Below are 20034 nucleotides of genomic sequence, written 5' to 3'. Positions count from 1 at the left end.
AGGGGTGTCATGGCCGAGGTCGTCCTCAGCATGACGGATGTGCACAAGTCGTTCGGACCGGTCCAGGCCCTGCGTGGCGCCCAACTTGAACTGCGCCGGGGCGAAATCCATGCGCTGGCCGGCGAAAACGGTGCGGGAAAGTCGACGCTGATGCATATCATCGACGGCATCCTGCAGCCCGACCGCGGCGAGATCCGTCTTGACGGCGCTCCTGTTCGCATCGCTTCGCCGAATGCCGCCAACCGGCTCGGCATCGGCTTCGTCCACCAGGAAATCGCGCTCTGCCCGGAGATCTCGGTCGCCGAAAACATGTTCATGGCCGAAACGGGCAGCAGCCGGACCCTTTTGATGGATTACCGCGCACTGGTCGTCCGCGCCGGCGAGATCCTCAAGGAAATCGGCGATATCGATCCGAGACGCCGTGCGGGCGATCTCTCGATCTCGCAGCAGCAGATCGTCGAGATCGCCAAGGCGCTGACGCTCGACTGCCGCATCCTGATCCTCGATGAACCGACGGCGGCCCTCACCGAAACCGAAGCGCAGACGCTGTTCAAGATCATGCGTCGCCTCGCCGATCGCGGTATCGCGATCATCTACATTTCCCACCGCATGGCGGAGATCTTCCAGCATTGTGACCGGATCACCATCATGCGTGACGGTTGCCACATCAAGACGGCGGACGTCGCGGCGATCACGCCGGAGGATGTCGTCAACAGCATGGTCGGCCGCGTGCTCGACAAGCTCTATCCGCCCAAGCAGGCGCCGGATGCAAAGTCCGACGATGTCATTCTCTCGGTGCGCAATCTGACCGAAGGGCGAAGGGTCTCCAACGTCAGCTTCGACTTACGCAAGGGCGAGATCCTCGGCCTGGCCGGCCTGATCGGGGCGGGGCGCAGCGAGATTGTGCGCGCCATCTGCCGGCTGGAAGGCAAGGCCGAGGGCGAGGTGGTGCTGAAGGGCCGGAAACTTTCTCTCCGCGACTATCGCGACAGCATTCGCGAGGGGCTGGTCTATGTCTCCGAGGACCGCAAGGGCGACGGCCTGTTTCTCAACATGTCCATCGCCAGCAATGTCTCGGCGCTTGATCTCAAGCGTGTGGCCAATCCCTTCGGCCTGATCAGCCGCCGGCAGGAAACGACACGCGCCGAGCACTACGGGACGCGGCTGAAGCTGCGCTCCAACGGGGTGGGCGACGCCGTCAACACGCTGAGCGGCGGCAACCAGCAGAAGGTCGCGCTTGCCAGAATGCTGTCGGTCGAGCCTGAGGTCGTGTTCCTCGACGAACCGACCCGTGGTGTCGATGTCGGCGCCAAGGCCGAGATCCATCGCCAGATCAGGGACCTCGCCAATGAGGGCGTTGGTGTCGTCGTCATATCCTCGGAACTCCCCGAGCTCATCGGGGTGAGCGACCGGGTGCTGGTGGTCCGCGAGGGGCGCATCACCGGAGAGGTCACCGGTGCCGAGATGACCGAAGAACGGATCATGCAGCTTGCATCGATCAGCAGTCAGTTGGCCCCGGGCGATGCGTCGCCCCACGGCGAAGCATGAGGGAGTGGGACAAATGGTAACGATCGAAACACAGCATCACGCAGGCTCGGCCGCCGAGCGCCGCGCACAGTGGTGGACACCTGCGATCAAGGCGCGCGAGACAGGCCTGATCGTCATCATCCTGACGCTGTTCACGGTGATGTCCTTCATCTCACCCTACTTCCTGACGGTGGATAATCTCCGGGCCATGTCCATGGCCTTCGCGGTCGAGAGCATCGTGGTGGTCGGTATGACGATCCTCTTGATCTCGGGCGGCATCGACCTGTCGGTCGGCTCGGTTACGGCGCTGGCCATGGTGGTCGCCGGCTGGCTCTTCCTGAACGGGATCGATCCCTGGGCCGCTGCCGCCTTTGCCATCGCTGTCACCACCTGCATCGGCATGTTCATGGGCTTTCTGACCACCGTGGTCGGCCTGCACCATTTCATCGTCTCGCTCGGCGTCATGGTGATTGCCCGCGGCATCTGCCTGCTGGCGACGGGTGGTCGACCGCTCGGGCTCTTCTCCCTGCCGCCGGAGTTCAAGTTCATCGGCCAGGGCGCTGTCTACGGCATCCCGCTCGTCATCATCATCTTCGTGGTCGTCGTGGTGTCCTTCGACTTCCTGCTGCGCCGGACAACGGCCTTCCGCAAGGTCTTCTACACCGGCAGCAATCCCAAGGCGGCCGCCTATTCCGGCATCCGCGTCGGCCGCGTCGTCTTCGCCACCACCACGCTATGCTCTGCGCTTTGCGGTGTGGCTGGCGTCATCTACATGGCCCGCTTCGGCTCCGCCCAGCCCAGTTTCGGCGTCGGCATGGAACTGAACGTGATCGCCGCTGCCGTCATCGGTGGCGCCAGCCTCTCGGGCGGTGCCGGCACCATCTTCGGTGCGATCCTCGGCGCGGTCCTGCTTTCGGTGGTTTCCAGCTCGCTCTCCTTGCTCAACGTGTCGGTTTACTGGCAGGACATCATCAAGGGAAGCATTCTGCTCACCGCCGTGCTGTTCGACCACTACCTGGTCAAGCGCCGCCGCTGAGCAGCCGGGAAGCAACGAGGAGACGACGCGTCATGGTGGACAACAGGGATGAATTCGATCAGCAGCGCCAGATGTATTCGGTCCTCGTCCTGCATTTCATCGAGGGTGTGAAGCAGTCGGAGATCGCCGAGAAGCTCAACCTCTCGCATACGAAGGTGAACCGTATGATTGCCGCTGGCCGCAAGGCAGGCATGGTCAAGATCAGCATCTCCAGCCCCTATCAGCGGCTGGTCGATATGGAAAACGACGTCACGCAGCGCTTCGGCCTGAAGCAGTCGGTGGTCACGCCCACCGTATCGGATAATCCCGAGACGACGCTGCAGATGGTGGGACGGGTTGCGGCCAACCATCTCCTCGAAACGCTTCGGGATGGCGACGTCATCGCTATCACCGGCGGCAAGGCGGTGAGTGCCGTGGTCGAAAACCTCGAGGCCGAGCGCCGTTTCGATGTCCGGGTCGTGCCGCTGACCGGCGGCGTGCAGGGCAAGCATTATACCGACGTCAACCACCTTGCGACGCAACTGGCCGACAAGCTGGGTGGCACGGCGCAACTCGTCCACGCACCCCTGTTTGCCGAGGACGAGCAGCAGCGCGACCTTCTGATGAATGTCGCCTCGATCCGCGATGTCTTCGATCTGGCGCGCCAGGCGACCGTGGCCCTGGTTGGCATCGGCTCGGTCCAGGCACCGGGCTCCGGCTACTACGACCTGCTGCCGGATCCGGCACGGGGTGGCCAGGCGCTGGTGGACGCGGGCATTGCCGGAGAATTTCTGGCGCATCTGATCAAGGCGGACGGTTCGCTCGCCGAGATCGATCTTAATTCGCGGGTCGTCGCACTCGATCCGGCAGACCTTGCCAACTGCCCGACCATCATTGGCGTGGCGGCAGGCAGTCTGAAGGCGGGCCCGGTGGCAGCGACCCTTGCCGGGCGGTTTTTGACCTCGCTCGTGGTGGACGAAGAAATCGCCCGGGCACTCGATACACATGGGGAAGGATGATCCGATGACGGACAAAGGCATTGTAACCCGGCCCATCGGCCGAAGCGGCATAGAAGCATCGGCAGTCGGGCTCGGCACCTGGGCGATCGGCGGCTGGATGTGGGGCGGCACCGACGAGAAGCAATCGATCGACGCTATCAGGGCCTCGGTGGATGCCGGCGTCTCGCTTATTGATACCGCACCCGCCTATGGCATGGGGCTGGCCGAAACCATCGTCGGCAAGGCGATTGCAGGCCAGCGCGACAAGGTCGTGCTCGTCTCCAAATGCGGTCTCGTCTGGCATGTCGGCGAGGGAACCTACTTCTTCGAGCAGGCTGGCAAGCCGGTTCATCGCTACCTGGGCCCGTCCTCAATTCGCTACGAAGTCGAACAAAGCCTGCGCCGCCTGGGCACCGACTATATCGACCACTATGTCACCCACTGGCAGGATGGAACGACCCCGATTGCCGAGACGGTCGGGGAACTGCTTCGCCTGAAGGACGAGGGCAAGATCCGCTCGATCGGCGCGAGCAATGTGTCAGAGGCAGATCTGGCCGCCTATCTCGCGACGGGTGCGCTCGATGCGATCCAGGAGGAATACTCCATGGTCAAGCGCGACATCGAGACGAGCTTCGTTCCGACCTGTCTCGACAACGGGGTTTCCATTCTCAGCTATTCGTCGCTGGCGCTCGGACTGCTCTCGGGCAAGATCGGTCCGGACCGCATCTTTGCTGATGACGACCAGCGGCATGACAATCCGCGCTTCAGCCTCGGCAATCGGGAGAAGGTCGCTCGACTGATGCATGTGATCCGCCCGATCGCCGACCAGCACCAGGCATCGGTCGCCCAGGTCGTCATCGCCTGGACGCTCGCCCAGCCGGGCATCACCTTCTCGCTATGCGGTGCGCGCGACCCCACCCAGGCGATCGAGAATGCCGGCGCCGCACGTTTGCGCCTGGCAGAACATGAAGTGTCGACCATCACGGCCGGCATGAAAGACCATCTGGTCGAACTCGACCGGTAACCATCACAGACCACAACAGAGAATTGGGACGTTGGCGTCAAAACCAGCGAACGGTACTTCCATGTCCACATTCCGCGAGGACGCGCTCAGGCGAATTCGACAGGACGGCGATTTTGATGCCGTCGTGGTCGGCGGCGGCATCAATGGCATCGCCGCCTATCGCGATCTGGCGCTGCAGGGATTGCGCGTGCTTCTGGTCGAGCGGGACGATTTCGCCTCGGGCTGCAGTGCCGCCCCCTCGCGCATGATCCATGGCGGCCTGCGATATCTCGAAAACGGGGAATTCAATCTCGTCCGGGAATCCTTGGCCGAGCGCGATGCACTGCTCAGGCTCGCACCCCACATGGTCCACCCCCTGCCGACGACGATCCCGATCCACTCGATCTTCAGTGGCTTCTTCAACGCGGCTGCGACCTTCTTCGGCTCGGCCGGCAAACCGTCGAGCCGCGGCGCGCTCGCGATCAAGGCCGGCCTCTCGCTCTATGATTTTGTCACCCGCAAGAACCGGCTTCTCCCGCGTCACCAGTTCCGCAATGCCCGCAGTACCCGGGCCCTCTGGCCGGCCTTGACGTCTCAGGTCCGCTATTCCGCGACCTATTACGATGCCTGGATCAGCCAGCCGGAACGCCTGGCGCTCGAACTCGTCCTCGACACGCGACGCGACGCGCCCCAGGCGATCGCGCTGAACTACGCGAAACTCCTGCGGATCGGCGACAGCTACCAGCTCTCGGCAGAAGGCTCGAACGAACTCATCGTCGTGCGTCCCCGCATGATCGTCAATGCCACAGGCGCATGGATCGATCAGACCATCACGGCGCTCAGCGACGGCGCAGCACCAGCCGAGAAGACGGTGACCGGCACCAAGGGTTCACATCTCATCCTCGCGAATGACGCCCTTTATCAGGCTCTGAACGGCCACATGATTTTCTTCGAGAACACCGATAACAGGGTCTGCATCCTCTTTCCCTATCTCGGCCGCGTGCTGGCCGGATCGACGGATATCAAGGTCGACAAGCCGGGCCGGACGCGCTGCGAGCCTGAGGAACGCGACTATATTCTCGCTGCGATCCGCACCGTCTTTCCGGATCTCGCCATCGCTGCCTCCGATATCGTCTTCAGCTTCAGCGGCATCCGTCCGCTGCCGCGCAGCGATGCGGAATTCACGGGCAAGATCTCGCGCAGCCATGTCATTCATCGTGTCGAGAGCGATCCGCCCCAGCTCTGCATGGTCGGCGGCAAGTGGACGACCTTCCGCGCCTTTGGTGAACAGGTGACCGACGAGGTGCTCGCCTTCCTCGGCCGTCCCCGCATCGCGACAACCGCCGACCGCCCGATCGGTGGCGGCCGGAACTACCCGGCGGATGGCGAGCGGTTGTCGGCTCTGCTCTCCCGCGAGTTTCCCATAAGCAAAGCCCGCGCCGATCACCTGGCATCCACCTATGGATCGCGCGCCTTCGATCTCATGGCCTTCTGCGACGGGCACACGGATGACGTTCCCTTGTCCTCCACAACTGTGATGACGCTGGCCGAAATCCTCTGGCTGATCCAGGGCGAAGACGTTCACCACCTGGCCGACATCGTGCTCCGCCGCACGAGCCTTGCGATCACCGGCCGGATCGATCTCGAAATTCTCGACACCCTGCTGACCGTCATGGCCCGCGAGCTCGCCTGGTCGGGCGAGCAGATGTTGGCGGAGCGGCGGCAACTCATCGATGAACTCGGGACCTATTACGGGGTCTCGGTCGCAATGCTTCAGGACAGATGCAAGGAAAAGGACAAGGCGTCATGATGCGAATTTCCAAGAAGGCACGAATGAACAGGCTGTTCCGTCAGGGCGGCTGCCTCGACGTCGCCATCGATCACGGTGTCTGCAACGAGCCGAGCTTTCTGATCGGCCTGGAGGACATGGCAGGCGTGGTGGACAAGCTCGTCGAAGCAGGTCCCGATGCCATCCAGATGGCCTATGGCCAAGCCGATCTGCTGCAGGCAAGACCCGAACGTGACAAGCCGGCTCTGGTGATGCGCATCGACATGGGCAATCCCTACAATTCCACGCGCCACCGCAGCATGTGGTCGCAACTGCAGAACCATGACGAACCGATCATCGGCGCGCTGGAAATGGATGCGGCCTGCGTCGTCGTCAATCTGTTCATGCTGCCGGACGAGCCGGAACTCTTTCGCCAATGCGTCGAAAACATCTCCCGCGTCCGCGCCGATTGCCATCGTTATGGCATGCCGCTGATGATCGAGCCCTTGGTGATGCTGCCCAACGATATCAGGGGCGGCTATCAGGTGGATGGCGATGCCGAGAAGATCGTCACGCTGGTCCGCCTGGCCTCCGAAATGGGCGCTGATATCATCAAGGCCGATCCGACCAGCGATCCCGAGGACTTCCAAAAGGTCATCGAAGCTGCCCGCTGCCCGGTTCTGGTCCGTGGCGGCGGTCGCGAAGATCTGCGCGTCGTGCTGGCGAAATCAGCGGCCCTGATGGCTCAAGGCGCAAACGGGATGGTCTATGGACGCAACATCTATCAGCATGACAATCCGAAGGCGGTCGTGAAGGCACTGATGGCGATCATCCATCAGCGCGCCAGCGGCGAAGAAGCATGGGACATTTATAACCGTGGCTGAGAAGAACTACATTTTGGGTGTCGATGTCGGAAACACTGTTATCAAGGCCGTGCTTTTCGACACGGAGGGCCACCAGATCGCCCACTGCGCCATCGACGGCCAGTCGAGCTTTCCCGAACCCGGCCATGTCGAGCGTGATCTCTCCGAACTCTGGGAAAACGGCTGCGCGGCGATCCGCGAAGTGATTTCCACGTCCGGTGTCGATCCCACGCGGATCCTTGGCCTTGGATGTGCCGGCCATGGCAACGGCCTCTATCTGCTCGATCGGTCCTATCAGCCCCTGAAAGGCATCCAGTCGCTGGACAGCCGGGCAGCCGATATCGCCGCAGAACTCGACCGCGAGAACGGGGACGCTCTCCAGGCGCGCTGTCTCCAGCGGCCCTGGCCATCACAGACCCCGAGCCTGCTCGCCTGGATCAAGCGCCACGCGCCGGAGACCTATGCCAGGATCGGCGCTGTCCTGTTCTGCAAGGACTACATCAACTTCCGTCTGACGGAACGGTTGGCCAACGATATCTCGGACCTCAGCGGCGCGGGGCTGCTTGCCATGCCGGACGGCCAACTCGACGCTGATTTGCTCGGCCTCTACCACCTCGAGGATGCCCTGCCGTTCTTTCCCGAGCGCGTGCAGTCCGCAGATATTGTCGGTCGGGTCACCGCAGCGGCCGCCAAGGCAACGGGTCTCGCAGAAGGCACGCCTGTGATCGGTGGCTATTTCGACGTCGTCTCAAGCGCCATGGGCTCCGGCGTCATCCATGCCGGTGAAGCCTCCGTCATCGCGGGGACCTGGAGCATCAACCAGGTCTTTGCCGATGAGCCTGTCATCAGCCCCGACGTCTTCATGGTCACGACCTTCGGGCAGGGGCGATACGTCAACATTGAATCCAGCGCGACATCGGCCGCCAATCTCGAATGGTATGTGCATCGCATGCGCGGCGACCATGGCGGCGAAGCCTTCGATCGCTGCAACGAAGAGGTCGGCAAGGTCGTGGCCCGCGCCGACGACCCCTTCTTCCATCCCTTCATCTTCGGCTCGCGCCTCGGCGCCGAGTTTCGCGGCGGCTTCTATGGGCTGGCCGGGTGGCATGGTGAAGGCCACATGATCCGGGCGCTCTTCGAAGGCGTCTGCTTCGAACATCGACGGCATATCGAAGTGCTGCGCAATTCCGGTCTGGCCGTCGACCGCGCAGTCATGTCCGGCGGCGGCTCGCGCAGCCCCCATTGGCCGCAGATGATGGCCGACGTCCTGGAAATCCCGCTCACCGTGGCCGAAGCCCGCGAGACGGGGGCTCTGGGTGCTGCGATCGGCGCCACGGTCGCGATTGGCCTTTACGCCTCCTACGAAGAGGCCGTGGCGGCGATGACCCGCTCTGCCAGAGACTTCCAGCCGAATACGGAACGGACGGAGCTTTTTCGCAGGCGATACGGGCTCTACACGGCCCTGACCGACCAGATGCGGGACTTCTGGAGCGCACTCCGCCTGAAGCCCTAGGCCGGCTAAAGACCACAGACGAACAGAGGCGATCCTGATCGCCAACGAAAGGACAGACCATGCCGGACACGATACGGCTCGATGGCGACTATGACTATGTCATCGTCGGGGCAGGGACAGCGGGCTGCGTGCTCGCCGCCCGCCTGACGGAGGATCCGAAGACCCGCGTGCTGCTCCTGGAGGCCGGAGGATCTGACCGCTATCACTGGGTGCAGATCCCGGTTGGCTATCTCTATTGCATCGGCAATCCGCGCACCGACTGGATGATGCGCACCGCATCCGAACCCGGTCTCAACGGCCGCAGCCTTGCCTATCCGCGCGGCAAGGTGCTCGGCGGCTGCACCTCGGTCAATGGCATGATCTATATGCGCGGCCAGGCGGCCGACTATGACGGCTGGCGCGACCTCGGCAATCCCGGCTGGGGCTGGTCGGATGTGCTGCCCTATTTCCGCAAGTCGGAGGACTATCACGGGCCGTCAGGAGACATGCATGCAAAGGGTGGCCCCTGGAAGGTCAGCCGCCAGCGCCTGAAATGGGATATCCTGGAGGCCGTCCAGGAAGGCGCCCGCGAATTCGGCATCGAACCGCGCGCCGACTTCAACGACGGAAATAATGAAGGCTCCGGCTTCTTCGATGTCAACCAGCACAAGGGCGTCCGCTGGAACACGGCCCGCGGCTTTCTGAGGCCGGCCCTCAAACGCCCCAATCTACGCCTGGTCCAGCATGCGCTGGTCGAACGCCTGACCTTCGAGGGCAAACGCGTGACCGGCGTCCAGTATCGCACGCTGGGAGGCGCGTTCTCCGCAAAGGCGTCAGGCGAAGTGATCCTCGCCGCCGGCGCGATCAACTCGCCGAAGCTGCTTGAACTCTCCGGCATCGGCGATCCCGCCCGCCTTTGGTCGCTCGGCATCGATGTTACCATGGCGAAACCTGCCGTCGGCACAAACCTGCAGGATCATCTGCAGATCCGCACGGTCTTCAAGGTAAAAAACGTGGTGACGCTAAACCAGCTTGCCAATTCCTGGCGCGGCAAGATGAAGATCGCTGCCGAATATGCCCTTTACCGCTCGGGTCCCATGTCGATGGCACCCAGCCAGTTCGGCATGTTCACGAGGTCCAACCCGGAAGAAGACCGGCCCGACATCGAATATCACATCCAGCCGCTCTCCACCGACAAGCTCGGCGATCCGCTGCACCCGTTTCCGGCGATCACCGTCTCGGTCTGCCAGTTGCGCCCGACCAGCGCCGGTACCTGCCACATCACCTCGCCCGATCCGGCCCTGCAGCCGGAGATCCGCCCGAACTACCTCTCGACCGATCAGGACCGTTCCGTCGCGATCGCTGCCATCCGCCAGGCAAGACAGGTGATGTCGGCTGCAGCCCTTCGCCCCTTCCAACCCGAGGAGATCCTGCCGGGCCTTGAGTTCCAGGACGACGAAGCCCTGCTGCAAAAGGCCGGCGACATCGCCACCACCATCTTTCACCCCGTCGGCACCTGCCGCATGGGCCCGGACCCCGATGCCGTGGTTGACCCCTCGCTGCGGGTGACCGGCATCCAGGGCCTGCGCGTCGTCGATGCCTCCATCATGCCCAGCATCGTCTCGGGCAATACCGCCTCACCGGTGGTGATGATCGCCGAGAAAGCGGCCGACCTTATCCGGCAGGACCGGATGGGGGGGAACCAAGTCAGTGAGGTCTATTACCATTCGGGCGCCGACTAAGGTCCCCAGCCGATTTTGCGAGATCCGTTTTAAGCATGACGGCTGGCCCGAAGAACAGCAGCCAGAATTGCTTAAGTTCTTGAGAAGGCGTCCCTTTCTTCTGTGATAAACGGACGCTGATTTTCAGCGGAAAACCGACCTAAAATGGCCGGCCTGAAGAACCTAAATTCTCGCCTCATTTCAAAGGCTTGGAAAAATTACCTTTGATTTCCCTCTGTTTTTCCGCCGAGAACGACCGTGGATGCCATCTTTGTGCTCTGGCTTTGGGCTGACGTCAACATGGCGGGAAAGCCTTCGCTTCAGGCTAGACAATATCTCATCCAGTGCCGATCTCGAACGCCCGTTTTCAATGGCTGTCTCTAGTGGGCGCCCCTATTCGGGGCGCACCTCAATTGTTCTTTGCCATGCTGTATCAATCCACCGAATAAGGCGCAAATACCGGATCGACCGTAGTTCCTGCCAGGTGGTTGACGTAGTTGGAAAACGTTTTTGCAGCGATCGCCAATACGATGCCCAGGATGTGCTGTTCGGTGTAGCCAGCCTGGATAAATGCATCGACCGCCGCTTTTCCAGGATTGCCACGCGAGATGACCATGACTTCGGTGAAAGCTGCGACAGCCTGAAGTCCGGCATCCGGCAATTCTTTTCCGGATCTGAGCGCGGCAAGAGATGCTGCAGGTACGCCCGACTTCTTGTCGGCAATCATTGAATGTGCGGCCATGCAGTAGGTGCAGCCATTAACGCGGCTGATGGTGAGAAACACGGTTTCCTGTTCAGCAGGTGTAAAGCCGGACTGGTTGCGAAAGGCGTCATAGCTCGACATGTAGTTGGCGAGGACCGGCGGTAATTTCGCCATGTAGCCATACATATTGGGCACGAAGCCGAGTTTTGACTTTGCCGTCGCCAACAAGGCATGCGCCTCGCCCGTGGATGCTTCTAGTGTTTCGGGGTGCATATCGAGAAGAGGGGTGCGAGTCATGAAGCCTCCTTAATTTCAGAACGGTCATTCTTTAAATTGAATTTCGAGGAATGAACAGTTATTTTAGAATGATCAGTTCAGAATTGGGTGATCAATGGCAGCCACCACCCCAACAACCCGTCAGCGGGGCCGTCCCAGCGGCTTTGATCGGGAGACTGCGTTGGAAGCAGCGATGAGGTCTTTCTGGGCAGAAGGATACGAAGCGGCTTCGATCGACAGGCTGTGTCGGGCGATGAACATGCCTCGCGCCAGCCTCTATCAGCTCTTTGGGGACAAACAGGGCCTGTTTCTGTCTGCGCTCGGCCGCTACGGCGAGACGCGCGTATCGCGTGTTATTGCTGCGCTGGGACCGAAGGGCACGCTTGCTGAGGATTTGTCTGCCTTCTTCGATGAGGTCATTTATCTTGCCTCATCGGATCGTGAGACACCAGGTTGCCTGATCTCCTGCGTCCTGGCGGAAGCAGCGGGAACCAACCCGGTCTTCACGGTAGAGCTCGACCGTCGTTTCGTGGCGATGGAAAAGCAAATAGAGGTACGCCTTCAATTGGCCCCGTGGCCCGCTAACGCCAAGATGGCGCCTGGGGCTGTAGCAGGAATGATTGCGTCCGTGGCCCGCGGGATGACGCTCAAGGCGCGCTCTGGCCAGACAGCCGATGAGCTCAAACCTGTCGCCCAAGCGGCAGTCACCGCTGTGACGAGCCTAAGCGCCGCTCCATAAGGAACTGGCGAACTTGTTTGGCGACCTGAACACGCCTGCGAGAAACATCTGGCGACGTTTTTGCTTCCTCCTGTGTAACAGATTGAATGCTCGATAGTCCTTCGTGCAGCAGGCCTGTTGGGCCGAAGTTTCGCAAGGAGCCCGGGTGGCATCGACCGATCAAAACTCCGCCCGGTCCAATCGTCTTTGGTCGCGACCAAAACGGTTGAACCGCAATCGGATTGCCATTGGGGCAGGATATGCGGACCTAGTCTCGGCCTGCATTGCGCCGATACTGGAGTGCGCTACGCCAAGCGCCATGTCAGAGATCCTTGCTGAGCCGATCGAGGACGTTTCGCACGTTCACACGAGCCCGGTGGAGAAGCACGCGCATGTTGCCCTCGCTCATGCCGAGAAGAGTGCAGACCTCCTTGGCCTCGAGTTCCTGCTGGCTGCGGAGGATCAGGACCGCGCGCTGCGCCGGCGGGAGCGCCTCGATGGCCGCTTCGACGTGCTGAAGGACGCTGCGGCCCTCAACATGTCTGTCCGGCGTCAACTCATCCCAGAGCTCGGGAATGTCGCGCCAGCGACCGCGCCCGTCAAAGGCATCTGCAAGGCCGTTGCCATCACCGGCATCGTCGAAGAAGACGATGCGGCCCTCACGCTTCGCAACGGTTCGGGCTTTATTGACGAGAATGGCGTAGATCCAGCTTGCCAGAGAGCTTCGTCCTTCGAAGAGATCGATCCGTCCGAGGACCGAGACCCAGGTATCCTGGACGACTTCTTCGGCCACATGACGGCTTCTGACGATGCCAGTCGCAAAACGGATCATCGGGGCATTGTGCAGCCGAAACAGTCGCTGAAAAGCCATCTGATCGCCTACGACCAGCCGCGGAAGCAAGATCGCGTCATCACACTCGTTATCTTCCACAGCCCCTCCAGTCGATGTTGGCGAGGCATTAACAGAACAATCGTTCTGAAAGTCCAGCAAGATTCGCGAGCTTCAAGTCATCGTGACTCTGAATTCGGGGGCTTCTTGAGCAAAATCAGATTCACAACGAGAAGGACAAGAGCATGAAACCGATACACAGCCGACTATCTCGTCGCGCCATGCTTGGTCTGGCGGGTGCCGGCGTAATCGCTATGGGGGCACGGCCTGCCAGCGCCTCAGGCCTCGCAGCCTTCGCTCCAGCCGGAGCAGCGAGCCTCGACCACACTGCCTTCGATCAATTGCTTCAGCGCTATGTCAAACCCGACAAGAGCCGCTACAACCGAGTCGACTACAAGTCGCTTGGGAGAGATGGGGCGGCGGTTCTCAAATCCTACATTTCGGAACTGTCCAGCATCAACCCTGCGGGACTATCACGCAACGAGGGCCATGCGTTCTGGATCAATCTCTACAACGCCAAGACCCTCGAGGTGATTATCGACCATTATCCCGTCGCCTCGATAAGAGACATCAAGCTCGGCGGGGGTGGCCTGTTCAAAACAGGTCCCTGGTCGAGGAAGATCATGGTCGTCGGCGGGGTCGAGCTTTCGCTGGATGATGTCGAACACGAAATCGTTCGGGCTCTGTTCAAGGACCCGATGAGCCATTACGGCCTGAACTGCGCGTCATATTCATGCCCGAACCTGGCGGCGAGGGCTTACACTGGTGGCAATGTCGACGCTTTACTCGCTGAAAACGCCCGCGACTATGTCAACCATCCGCGTGGTGTCACAGTCTCGGATGACGAGATCACTGCATCGAAAATCTATTCCTGGTATGCCGACGACTTCGGCGGCAAGGGCGCGCTCAAGGCACACTGGAAATCCCTTGCCAGTGCCGATCTTGCGCAACGGATCGATACAGCCTCTGTCGGCTCCTTTGTCTATGATTGGTCACTCAACGATGTCTAACGGTTATGCCCATCTCGGCCAGGGCGTAGACAGCGTGCTGGTCGCTGCACAAGAAGCCGGACGCGAGGCACACATATCCAATCTGGTCACCCGAGAAATCACGCTTGCTTTCTTTACGGTGGCCGAGATCGCGCTGATCCCCATCATCTTCAAGCAGATCCGTTCATGCAGAAGTGGCATTTGACCGCACATCGATTGTCCTGTGCCCCATGTCCTAATTCGCAACTGGCGCATCATCGGGCATTGGGCTTGCAATTGTTCGCCTCCTTCACGCCCGGGCGATCACGTCATCGCGACAGGACGACGAAAGACCGCTGATCTTCCTGTTGGGTTGCCGGATGCGCTGAAAGACGCGCTGGGAAGGCTGGGCATGACGTTCATACCAGAAGCACGCGGAGCTGGTGCTGGGATCCGCTTCAAATTCAGCAGGAAGCAAAGTGCCGTAATATCGTCATGGGAGACCGAGGGCGGCGAGACGGCCGAAGACAGCCATCCCTGATGTTTCCAACAGCAATTGCGCAATGGAACGCTGGTCAGGGAAGGCCGCCTCAGCGTGCCGCTTCGATCAGATCACCCCTGTTGATCCGGTCGGTGATCTGGCTGCACCGACCATAGCGCCGGTTCATCGTCTTTGTCTGCTTCTGCTGTCGCCGCCGTTGCCTGCACCTTGTCGGGCTTGTGGTGGGCCGGCGCGTAGATCGTATAGACCTGCATCGGCGTCGCCCCTGTATTGGTGATGTTGTGCCAGGTCCCTGCGGGAACGAGGACACACCAGCCATCCGAGACGTCCTTTTCGAACGTGAGCTTGTCTTTCGCATCTCCCATCTGCACGCGACCGTTGCCTCCGTCGAGGCGGATGAACTGATCGGTCTGTGGATGTGCTTCAAGACCGATGTCGCCGCCGACGGGGATCGACATCAGCGTTACCTGGAGATAGCGGCCACTCCAGGCAACCGAACGATAATCGCTGTTGTCTTTCGATGCGCGCTCGATGTCGAAGGATTGCGGCTTCGGACCGATGTCTTTGATCCTACCAGCGGTGCTGTCCATGATCGATCTCCTTACGATTGCTCTGGCGAACCGGTGCGTCTGGCCTTTGCAGGCAGAGCCTGATTGCGTCGCAATATCGCGGCGTCTTTGGGTCGCGACTAGGTTCGGAAACTACCCAGGCTTGAGGGGGGGCGGTCTGTATCGCCTCAAAGGCAGGATCCGGGTTAAATGTGAAACTACCATGCACTCCCTAGGTAGTTTCCGATGCTTTCGCGCGTCTGGATGGCGGCTAGAATTTTTGATCACACGATTAGGCCGCGCTTGACCGGAGAGAATGATGAAAAAGATCGTTGGCATGCATGAAGCAAAGACATCAGCGGGTGAACCCGTCACACTCTACGAGATGGAAGACCTCGCAGAGCTGACGATGGCCTTGGAGCCGAGCGCGAACGACAACAGAGGCATTCGGACCATGGAATTGTCCGATGGTCGAAGGTTGAAGCTTGTCGGCCATGGCGAATATCTCGCGGAAGCGACAGGGGAGGCGTTCCTGCTCGACAGACATTAGCGTCGCCTATGCAGGCAGGGTATGTGTATTGCCCGCAGCTTCCCTACGATGTTCACGGGCCAGCTTCGGACGCCGCCAGCGCCAGACGCGCAAGGGCCGGCAAAGACTTTGACTTTGTCTTCGACATGATCGAGGCGCGATGATTTTCGACCGTTCTCTGGCTGATATTGAGATCAGCCGCGATGTTCTTGCTCGGATGTCCAGCCAGCACCATTTCCATGATCTGGCGCTGCCGTGCCGTCAGCGAGTTGATTTGCTGGACCGCCAACGCGGTCCGCGCAAGCGTTTCCGTTTGATCCCGTGACTGGGCGATCGTGGTGTCGATAATCTCCAGCAGCGCCGCTGGCATGATGGGCTTCTCGATAAACTCCGAGGCGCCGGCCTTCATGGCATCGACAGCCATCTGAACGTCGCTGTTGCCGGTGATCATGATTGCCCCCAGCTTTCGCCCGGACCGCTTGACGGTCTGCAGAAGCTCGACGCCCGTCATGCCGGGAAGATAGGCATCGACAAGAAGACAACCCGGCTGTTCGGGATGAGAATGCGCGAGGAAGGCTTCACTGCTGTCATAGGGGACGGCGATCAAGCCATGCGCCTCGATCATCTGGCACAAGGATTTCCGCAGATCCTCGTCGTCATCAACGACATAGACAAGCGGTTCGTCGACCAGACCTGCCCGCGCGATGACATCTTCGGTCGCAAGTGCAGCAGGCTGTTCGGGTGTCGGCTTCGTTTCGAGCAGTCGCCGGATCAAGCTGGTCACAGCCTGCAGCGTGATCGGCTTGTTGAGGTGAATGACCTTGGCGCTCGAGATGTGCGCCAAGGTCTTCGTTGAGATGTCGCCCGTCAGCACAATGGCCGGGACATTGGACTTGCGGCTCTTCCTGATCTCGGCAACGACGTCAACGCCGTTCATTCCCCCTGGCAGATTGTAGTCCGTGAGGATCACGTCCGGCGTCGCGATGCCGGATGTCAGGTGGTTCAAGGCTGAAGGGCCATCGGGCGTCGAAGTGACAGTATAGCCTTCATCGCTCAGCAACTGCTCAAGCAGCATTCGAATCTCGGCATCGTCCTCGACAACAAGAATCCGGCCGGTTTTCAGGGGCTTGCTGACAATTGAGGGTGTCTCAACCGGCACGTTTGCGATGGGCGCGCTGTGATGACCGGCCAGGCGTTCGAGTGCGATTGCAAAGACCGATCCTTTCGATGGCCGGGACTTCACGCTGATCCGATGGCCGAGGAGATCGCTCAGCCGTTGCACGATCGAGAGTCCGAGGCCGAGCCCCTTGCTGCGCTCGCGCGCATCATTGTCGATCTGGTGGTATTCGTCGAAGATCGCTTGCAGTTCCGCTTCGGGGATGCCGATCCCGGTATCCCATATTTCGATGCTGGCTGTCGTGCCGCGCCGTCTGCATCCCAGCAGCACTTTTCCCGTCTGCGTGTATTTGAAGGCATTGGCGATCAGATTGCGCAGGATCTGTTCCAGCAGAAGCGGGTCCGTGCGGACAAACAGACTGCTGTCCACCACTCGGAAATCAAGGCCTTGGGACTGGGCAACCAGGGTCAACTCGTTCCGCAGCGAGGTGAACAGCGCCTGTACGCCGAAATCCACAATGGCCGCCTTCACCACACCGGTTTCGATCTGGTTGATATCAAGAAGGTCGTTCAACATGCCCGACATTGAGCCAAGTGTGGTTTCAAATCTCGCCAGCAATTCACCCGATCGTTCATCATGGTTTCGACGAACCAGGAGGCCCTGCAGCAGGCTCAGGGTTTGCAAGGGCTGGCGCAGATCGTGGCTGGCCACCGCGAGAAACCGGGATTTCGCAACATTGGCGATATCGGCTTGCCGCTTGGCCAGTCTCAATGCCTCGGAAGTGTTGCGTTGGTCCGTGACGTCGACAAAGGTGATGACCACGCCTTCAACGGCCTTGTCTTCGTTAAGATAGGGCATGATGCGCCGCAGATACCAGAGACCGCCGGATGCCTCGATCTTGCGCTCAAGCGGTTCCTGATCGCCAAGCACGGATTTTGCATCGGCGATCAGCGTGGTATCGACGGCGAGCGACCGCAGGTCGGCCAGAGGGCGACCAATGTCACCCGGGATGACATGAAACACGACCTTGGTGGCGGGCGTGAAGAAGCGGATGTTCAGGTCTACGTCCAGGAAGAGGGTTGCGACAGCGGTGCTGTAGAGAATATTCTGCAGGTCATTCGAGGTCGTTCGCTGCTTTTCCAGTGTCTCCTGCAACTGGCTGTTCAAGGCTGTCAGCTCTTCGTTCAGAGACTGCAGCTCCTCCTTCGAGGTCAGCAGCTCCTCGTTCGTCGACTGAAATTCCTCATTGAATGATAGGGCTTCCTCGTTGATTGCCTTCTGTTCCAGGCTCGACAGTTCGAGATTGCTGATCGCTCCATGCAGTTCGATGCGCGTGGCGACAAGTTCAGCCTCCAGTTCGCGCACCCGTCCAAGGTCGGCCGTCTCGGGAGTCCCGGATTGGGTTTTCGCTTGGACGTCGGGTTCATCGACAAAACAGAGCAGAAACAGGCTCTGACACTCATGCTCGATCGGTTCCACCCGAACGCTGACGCGCCTGGGGCTGCCTTTCCCGTCATTTATCTCCCCCCCGCGCGCGACGATCGCGGTTTTCTGTTGCTGACAGCGCTGGATCGCCGAGCGCAGCTTGGTGTGCAGCGTCTTTGGTGTCATGGCGAACAGATCGGTCGAGGGATAGCCGGGCGCGATTTCAAGATAGTTTCCGATGCGCCCCATCGTGAAAAGGCATTCGTTCTTCCTGTTGACCACGGCAACGGCCGGCGCATTGATCTCGAGTATCTTACGGTTGCAGATGTCCGCGAGAGACGGGGAACTGGCGTTGTTTGCCTTTGGAGTTGACCTCTGAGGCACATGAACGCCCGCAGACCCATTGAGCGAAAAGATCATGTCGCCCGGACGGCTTCGGCCAACATGGCGATAGACCCGGTCAGACTTGGAGATCGGTGTGAAGCGACCTTCAGCACTGCCCGCTGTTTCCGTAGCACCGAGAAGCAGGATGCCGCCCTCGCGCAGCGCAAAGTGAAAGTGAGAGATCGCCTTTGCCTGACCTTTGGGGTCCAGATAGATCAGGAGATTGCGGCAGGAGACCAGATCGATGCGGGAAAACGGCGGATCGGATAGCACGTCCTGAACGGTGAAAACGATCATCGACCGGATATCCGGGTTCACGCGGTAGCCATTGTCCTCCTTGAGGAAGAACTGCGAAAGCCTCTCGGCATCGATGTCAGTCTTGACCGTTTCGGGGTAAAGTCCCTCTCTGGCCGCGGCCACTGCATCCTCATCGACGTCAGAGGCAAAGATCTGCAGTTTGATGGGAGAGTTGCCGGCGGACAGTGCTTCGCGGAAGAGGATGGCGATCGAATAGGCTTCTTCGCCGCTGCTGCAGCCAGCGATCCAGATTCGCATGGGCTGATCGGAGGGATGCGCCTTCACGAGGTCGGGAATGACGGCGTTTTCCAGAGTTTCAAAGACCGCGCGATCACGGAAGAAGCTGGTGACATTGATCAGCAGATCCTTGGCCAGATCGTCACGCTCGCCCTTATCCTCTTCAATCAGCGCAAGATACTGATCCATGGCGTTAGGGGATAATCCCTTCATTCCCATTCGTCGCTCGACCCGACGCTGCAGGGTGCCAGGTTTATAGGACGTGAAGTCGTGCGCCGTTTTTGAGCGAAGAACCTTGATGATGTCGAGCAGTGTCGCTGATGTTGTCGGAGACTGAGCCTCCATTGCGGGAACTGGTGCTTCTGCGAGATTTCGGCCGAATGCCGCGATCGCGTCCGGCATTTTCTCCAGGGTCAGGATCCTGTCGGCGAGATTGGTCGCCACGGCACTGCGGGGCATGCCGTCATAGCCGGCTTCCTCGGGCTCCTGAACGAAGACCATGCCGCCTTGTTGTTTGATCGCAGCAAGCCCGATGCTCCCGTCTGTGCCGGAGCCTGAAAGAATGATCGAGAGCGCGGATGTTCCTGCGTCCTCTGCAAGTGAAATCAACAGCGTATCGAACGGCAACCGCGCGCCATGCGGCGGATTGATTGTTGCCACCTGCAATATGCCGTTCTTTACCGTCAGCACGGTGCCGGGCGCGATGACATAGACATGGTCACGCTCAAGGGCGATCTCGTTGCGCGCTTCGACCACGGTCATGGGCGTGTTGTCTGTCACGAGATCAACGAGGAGACTTTCGTGGTGCGGATCGAGATGCTGCACGAAAATGAAAGCCGCCCCACTTGGTACAGCGATGCCATCCAGAAGCTTGCGAAATGCGTCCAGGCCGCCTGCGGACGCACCGATGGCGACGACAGGAAACTGCTTTGGAGAAGCGCTCACGGTTTGCATCTCATCCGGAAGAGCGGGCGCCGGCGGTCCGTTGCCGCTGACTGTATCGGCAGCCTTCATGGTATCGATCCCTTCGTGCTCCTGGAAAGAAGCCGTTGCA

Annotated in this window: 16 protein-coding genes; 12 read left to right on the top strand and 4 right to left on the bottom strand. The window is 60.4% G+C overall.

All coding sequences use genetic code 11. The features are described from left to right. Positions 1 to 9 precede the first annotated feature (9 nt). The 8 genes from SJY08_RS14480 to SJY08_RS14445 all read left to right on the top strand — a co-directional run bounded on the left by SJY08_RS14480 (position 10) and on the right by SJY08_RS14445 (position 10408). Positions 10 to 1548 carry a sugar ABC transporter ATP-binding protein gene (locus SJY08_RS14480; protein ID WP_377276512.1) on the top strand — a complete coding sequence of 513 codons (1539 nt, stop codon included), beginning with the start codon at positions 10 to 12 and terminating at the stop codon, positions 1546 to 1548. A gap of 13 nt (positions 1549 to 1561) precedes the next feature. Next, complete coding sequence (locus tag SJY08_RS14475; RefSeq protein ID WP_300890334.1) at positions 1562 to 2563, top strand: ABC transporter permease; 1002 nt, start codon at positions 1562 to 1564, stop codon at positions 2561 to 2563. Between the two features lie 32 nt (positions 2564 to 2595). After that, the gene (locus SJY08_RS14470) at positions 2596 to 3561 is read left to right on the top strand and encodes a sugar-binding transcriptional regulator (RefSeq protein WP_377276509.1); all 966 of its coding nucleotides are present in this window, start codon (positions 2596 to 2598) and stop codon (positions 3559 to 3561) included. A gap of 4 nt (positions 3562 to 3565) precedes the next feature. After that, complete coding sequence (locus tag SJY08_RS14465) at positions 3566 to 4564, top strand: aldo/keto reductase (RefSeq protein WP_377276507.1); 999 nt, start codon at positions 3566 to 3568, stop codon at positions 4562 to 4564. Positions 4565 to 4625: 61 nt separating this feature from the next. Further along, positions 4626 to 6353 carry an FAD-dependent oxidoreductase gene (locus SJY08_RS14460; RefSeq protein ID WP_377276505.1) on the top strand — a complete coding sequence of 576 codons (1728 nt, stop codon included), beginning with the start codon at positions 4626 to 4628 and terminating at the stop codon, positions 6351 to 6353. After that, positions 6353 to 7195 (top strand): class I fructose-bisphosphate aldolase, encoded by an 843-nt coding sequence (locus tag SJY08_RS14455; protein ID WP_377278614.1) that lies wholly within the window; start codon positions 6353 to 6355, stop codon positions 7193 to 7195. The genes SJY08_RS14460 and SJY08_RS14455 overlap by 1 nt, the downstream gene beginning before the upstream one ends. Beyond that, positions 7188 to 8687 carry an FGGY-family carbohydrate kinase gene (locus SJY08_RS14450; protein ID WP_377276503.1) on the top strand — a complete coding sequence of 500 codons (1500 nt, stop codon included), beginning with the start codon at positions 7188 to 7190 and terminating at the stop codon, positions 8685 to 8687. Before SJY08_RS14455 ends, SJY08_RS14450 begins: the two co-directional genes overlap by 8 nt. Before the next feature lie 59 nt (positions 8688 to 8746). Beyond that, positions 8747 to 10408 carry a GMC family oxidoreductase gene (locus SJY08_RS14445; protein WP_377276501.1) on the top strand — a complete coding sequence of 554 codons (1662 nt, stop codon included), beginning with the start codon at positions 8747 to 8749 and terminating at the stop codon, positions 10406 to 10408. Between the two features lie 412 nt (positions 10409 to 10820). On the opposite strand, the gene SJY08_RS14440 is transcribed toward SJY08_RS14445, so the two are convergent. After that, a complete protein-coding gene (locus tag SJY08_RS14440) occupies positions 10821 to 11387 on the bottom strand; it encodes a carboxymuconolactone decarboxylase family protein (RefSeq protein WP_069042159.1) in 567 nt (188 codons plus the stop codon). A 160-nt stretch (positions 11388 to 11547) separates the two neighbouring features. On the opposite strand from SJY08_RS14440, the gene SJY08_RS14435 reads away from it, so the two are divergent. After that, complete coding sequence (locus tag SJY08_RS14435) at positions 11548 to 12105, top strand: TetR/AcrR family transcriptional regulator (RefSeq protein ID WP_377276498.1); 558 nt, start codon at positions 11548 to 11550, stop codon at positions 12103 to 12105. A gap of 301 nt (positions 12106 to 12406) precedes the next feature. On the opposite strand, the gene SJY08_RS14430 is transcribed toward SJY08_RS14435, so the two are convergent. Next, positions 12407 to 12955, bottom strand: a complete 549-nt coding sequence (locus SJY08_RS14430; protein WP_377276496.1) for an RNA polymerase sigma factor — start codon at positions 12953 to 12955, stop codon at positions 12407 to 12409. A gap of 203 nt (positions 12956 to 13158) precedes the next feature. On the opposite strand from SJY08_RS14430, the gene SJY08_RS14425 reads away from it, so the two are divergent. Together SJY08_RS14425 and SJY08_RS14420 are read left to right on the top strand one after the other, a co-directional pair. After that, positions 13159 to 13983 (top strand): DUF547 domain-containing protein, encoded by an 825-nt coding sequence (locus tag SJY08_RS14425; protein ID WP_082347597.1) that lies wholly within the window; start codon positions 13159 to 13161, stop codon positions 13981 to 13983. After that, the gene (locus SJY08_RS14420) at positions 13976 to 14167 is read left to right on the top strand and encodes a hypothetical protein (RefSeq protein WP_377276494.1); all 192 of its coding nucleotides are present in this window, start codon (positions 13976 to 13978) and stop codon (positions 14165 to 14167) included. Before SJY08_RS14425 ends, SJY08_RS14420 begins: the two co-directional genes overlap by 8 nt. Positions 14168 to 14553: 386 nt before the next feature. Here the strand turns inward: SJY08_RS14420 and SJY08_RS14415 are convergent, their stop codons facing one another. Beyond that, positions 14554 to 15033 (bottom strand): cupin domain-containing protein, encoded by a 480-nt coding sequence (locus SJY08_RS14415; RefSeq protein ID WP_054148683.1) that lies wholly within the window; start codon positions 15031 to 15033, stop codon positions 14554 to 14556. A gap of 277 nt (positions 15034 to 15310) precedes the next feature. On the opposite strand from SJY08_RS14415, the gene SJY08_RS14410 reads away from it, so the two are divergent. Next, positions 15311 to 15541 (top strand): hypothetical protein, encoded by a 231-nt coding sequence (locus tag SJY08_RS14410; protein ID WP_377276492.1) that lies wholly within the window; start codon positions 15311 to 15313, stop codon positions 15539 to 15541. 52 nt (positions 15542 to 15593) lie between these two features. Here SJY08_RS14410 and SJY08_RS14405 read toward each other — a convergent pair whose 3' ends face one another. Then, positions 15594 to 19934: a CheR family methyltransferase gene (locus tag SJY08_RS14405; protein WP_377278611.1), complete on the bottom strand. Its 4341-nt coding sequence runs from the start codon at positions 19932 to 19934 to the stop codon at positions 15594 to 15596. Positions 19935 to 20034: the final 100 nt, after the last annotated feature.

The organism is Rhizobium sp. R86522, assembly GCF_042466255.1.
Lineage (GTDB): Bacteria > Pseudomonadota > Alphaproteobacteria > Rhizobiales > Rhizobiaceae > Allorhizobium.
This window is presented reverse-complemented; position numbering and strand designations above follow the sequence as displayed.

Bases quoted from the DNA above. Each gene is read 5' to 3' on its own strand.
- SJY08_RS14480 (WP_377276512.1), top strand. From the start codon at position 10: ATGGCCGAGGTCGTCCTCAGCATGACGGATGTGCACAAGTCGTTCGGA.
- SJY08_RS14475 (WP_300890334.1), top strand. From the start codon at position 1,562: ATGGTAACGATCGAAACACAGCATCACGCAGGCTCGGCCGCCGAGCGC.
- SJY08_RS14470 (WP_377276509.1), top strand. From the start codon at position 2,596: ATGGTGGACAACAGGGATGAATTCGATCAGCAGCGCCAGATGTATTCG.
- SJY08_RS14465 (WP_377276507.1), top strand. From the start codon at position 3,566: ATGACGGACAAAGGCATTGTAACCCGGCCCATCGGCCGAAGCGGCATA.
- SJY08_RS14460 (WP_377276505.1), top strand. From the start codon at position 4,626: ATGTCCACATTCCGCGAGGACGCGCTCAGGCGAATTCGACAGGACGGC.
- SJY08_RS14455 (WP_377278614.1), top strand. From the start codon at position 6,353: ATGCGAATTTCCAAGAAGGCACGAATGAACAGGCTGTTCCGTCAGGGC.
- SJY08_RS14445 (WP_377276501.1), top strand. From the start codon at position 8,747: ATGCCGGACACGATACGGCTCGATGGCGACTATGACTATGTCATCGTC.
- SJY08_RS14440 (WP_069042159.1), bottom strand. From the start codon at position 11,387: ATGACTCGCACCCCTCTTCTCGATATGCACCCCGAAACACTAGAAGCA.
- SJY08_RS14430 (WP_377276496.1), bottom strand. From the start codon at position 12,955: ATGGCTTTTCAGCGACTGTTTCGGCTGCACAATGCCCCGATGATCCGT.
- SJY08_RS14425 (WP_082347597.1), top strand. From the start codon at position 13,159: ATGAAACCGATACACAGCCGACTATCTCGTCGCGCCATGCTTGGTCTG.
- SJY08_RS14420 (WP_377276494.1), top strand. From the start codon at position 13,976: ATGTCTAACGGTTATGCCCATCTCGGCCAGGGCGTAGACAGCGTGCTG.
- SJY08_RS14415 (WP_054148683.1), bottom strand. From the start codon at position 15,033: ATGGACAGCACCGCTGGTAGGATCAAAGACATCGGTCCGAAGCCGCAA.
- SJY08_RS14410 (WP_377276492.1), top strand. From the start codon at position 15,311: ATGAAAAAGATCGTTGGCATGCATGAAGCAAAGACATCAGCGGGTGAA.
- SJY08_RS14405 (WP_377278611.1), bottom strand. From the start codon at position 19,934: ATGCAAACCGTGAGCGCTTCTCCAAAGCAGTTTCCTGTCGTCGCCATC.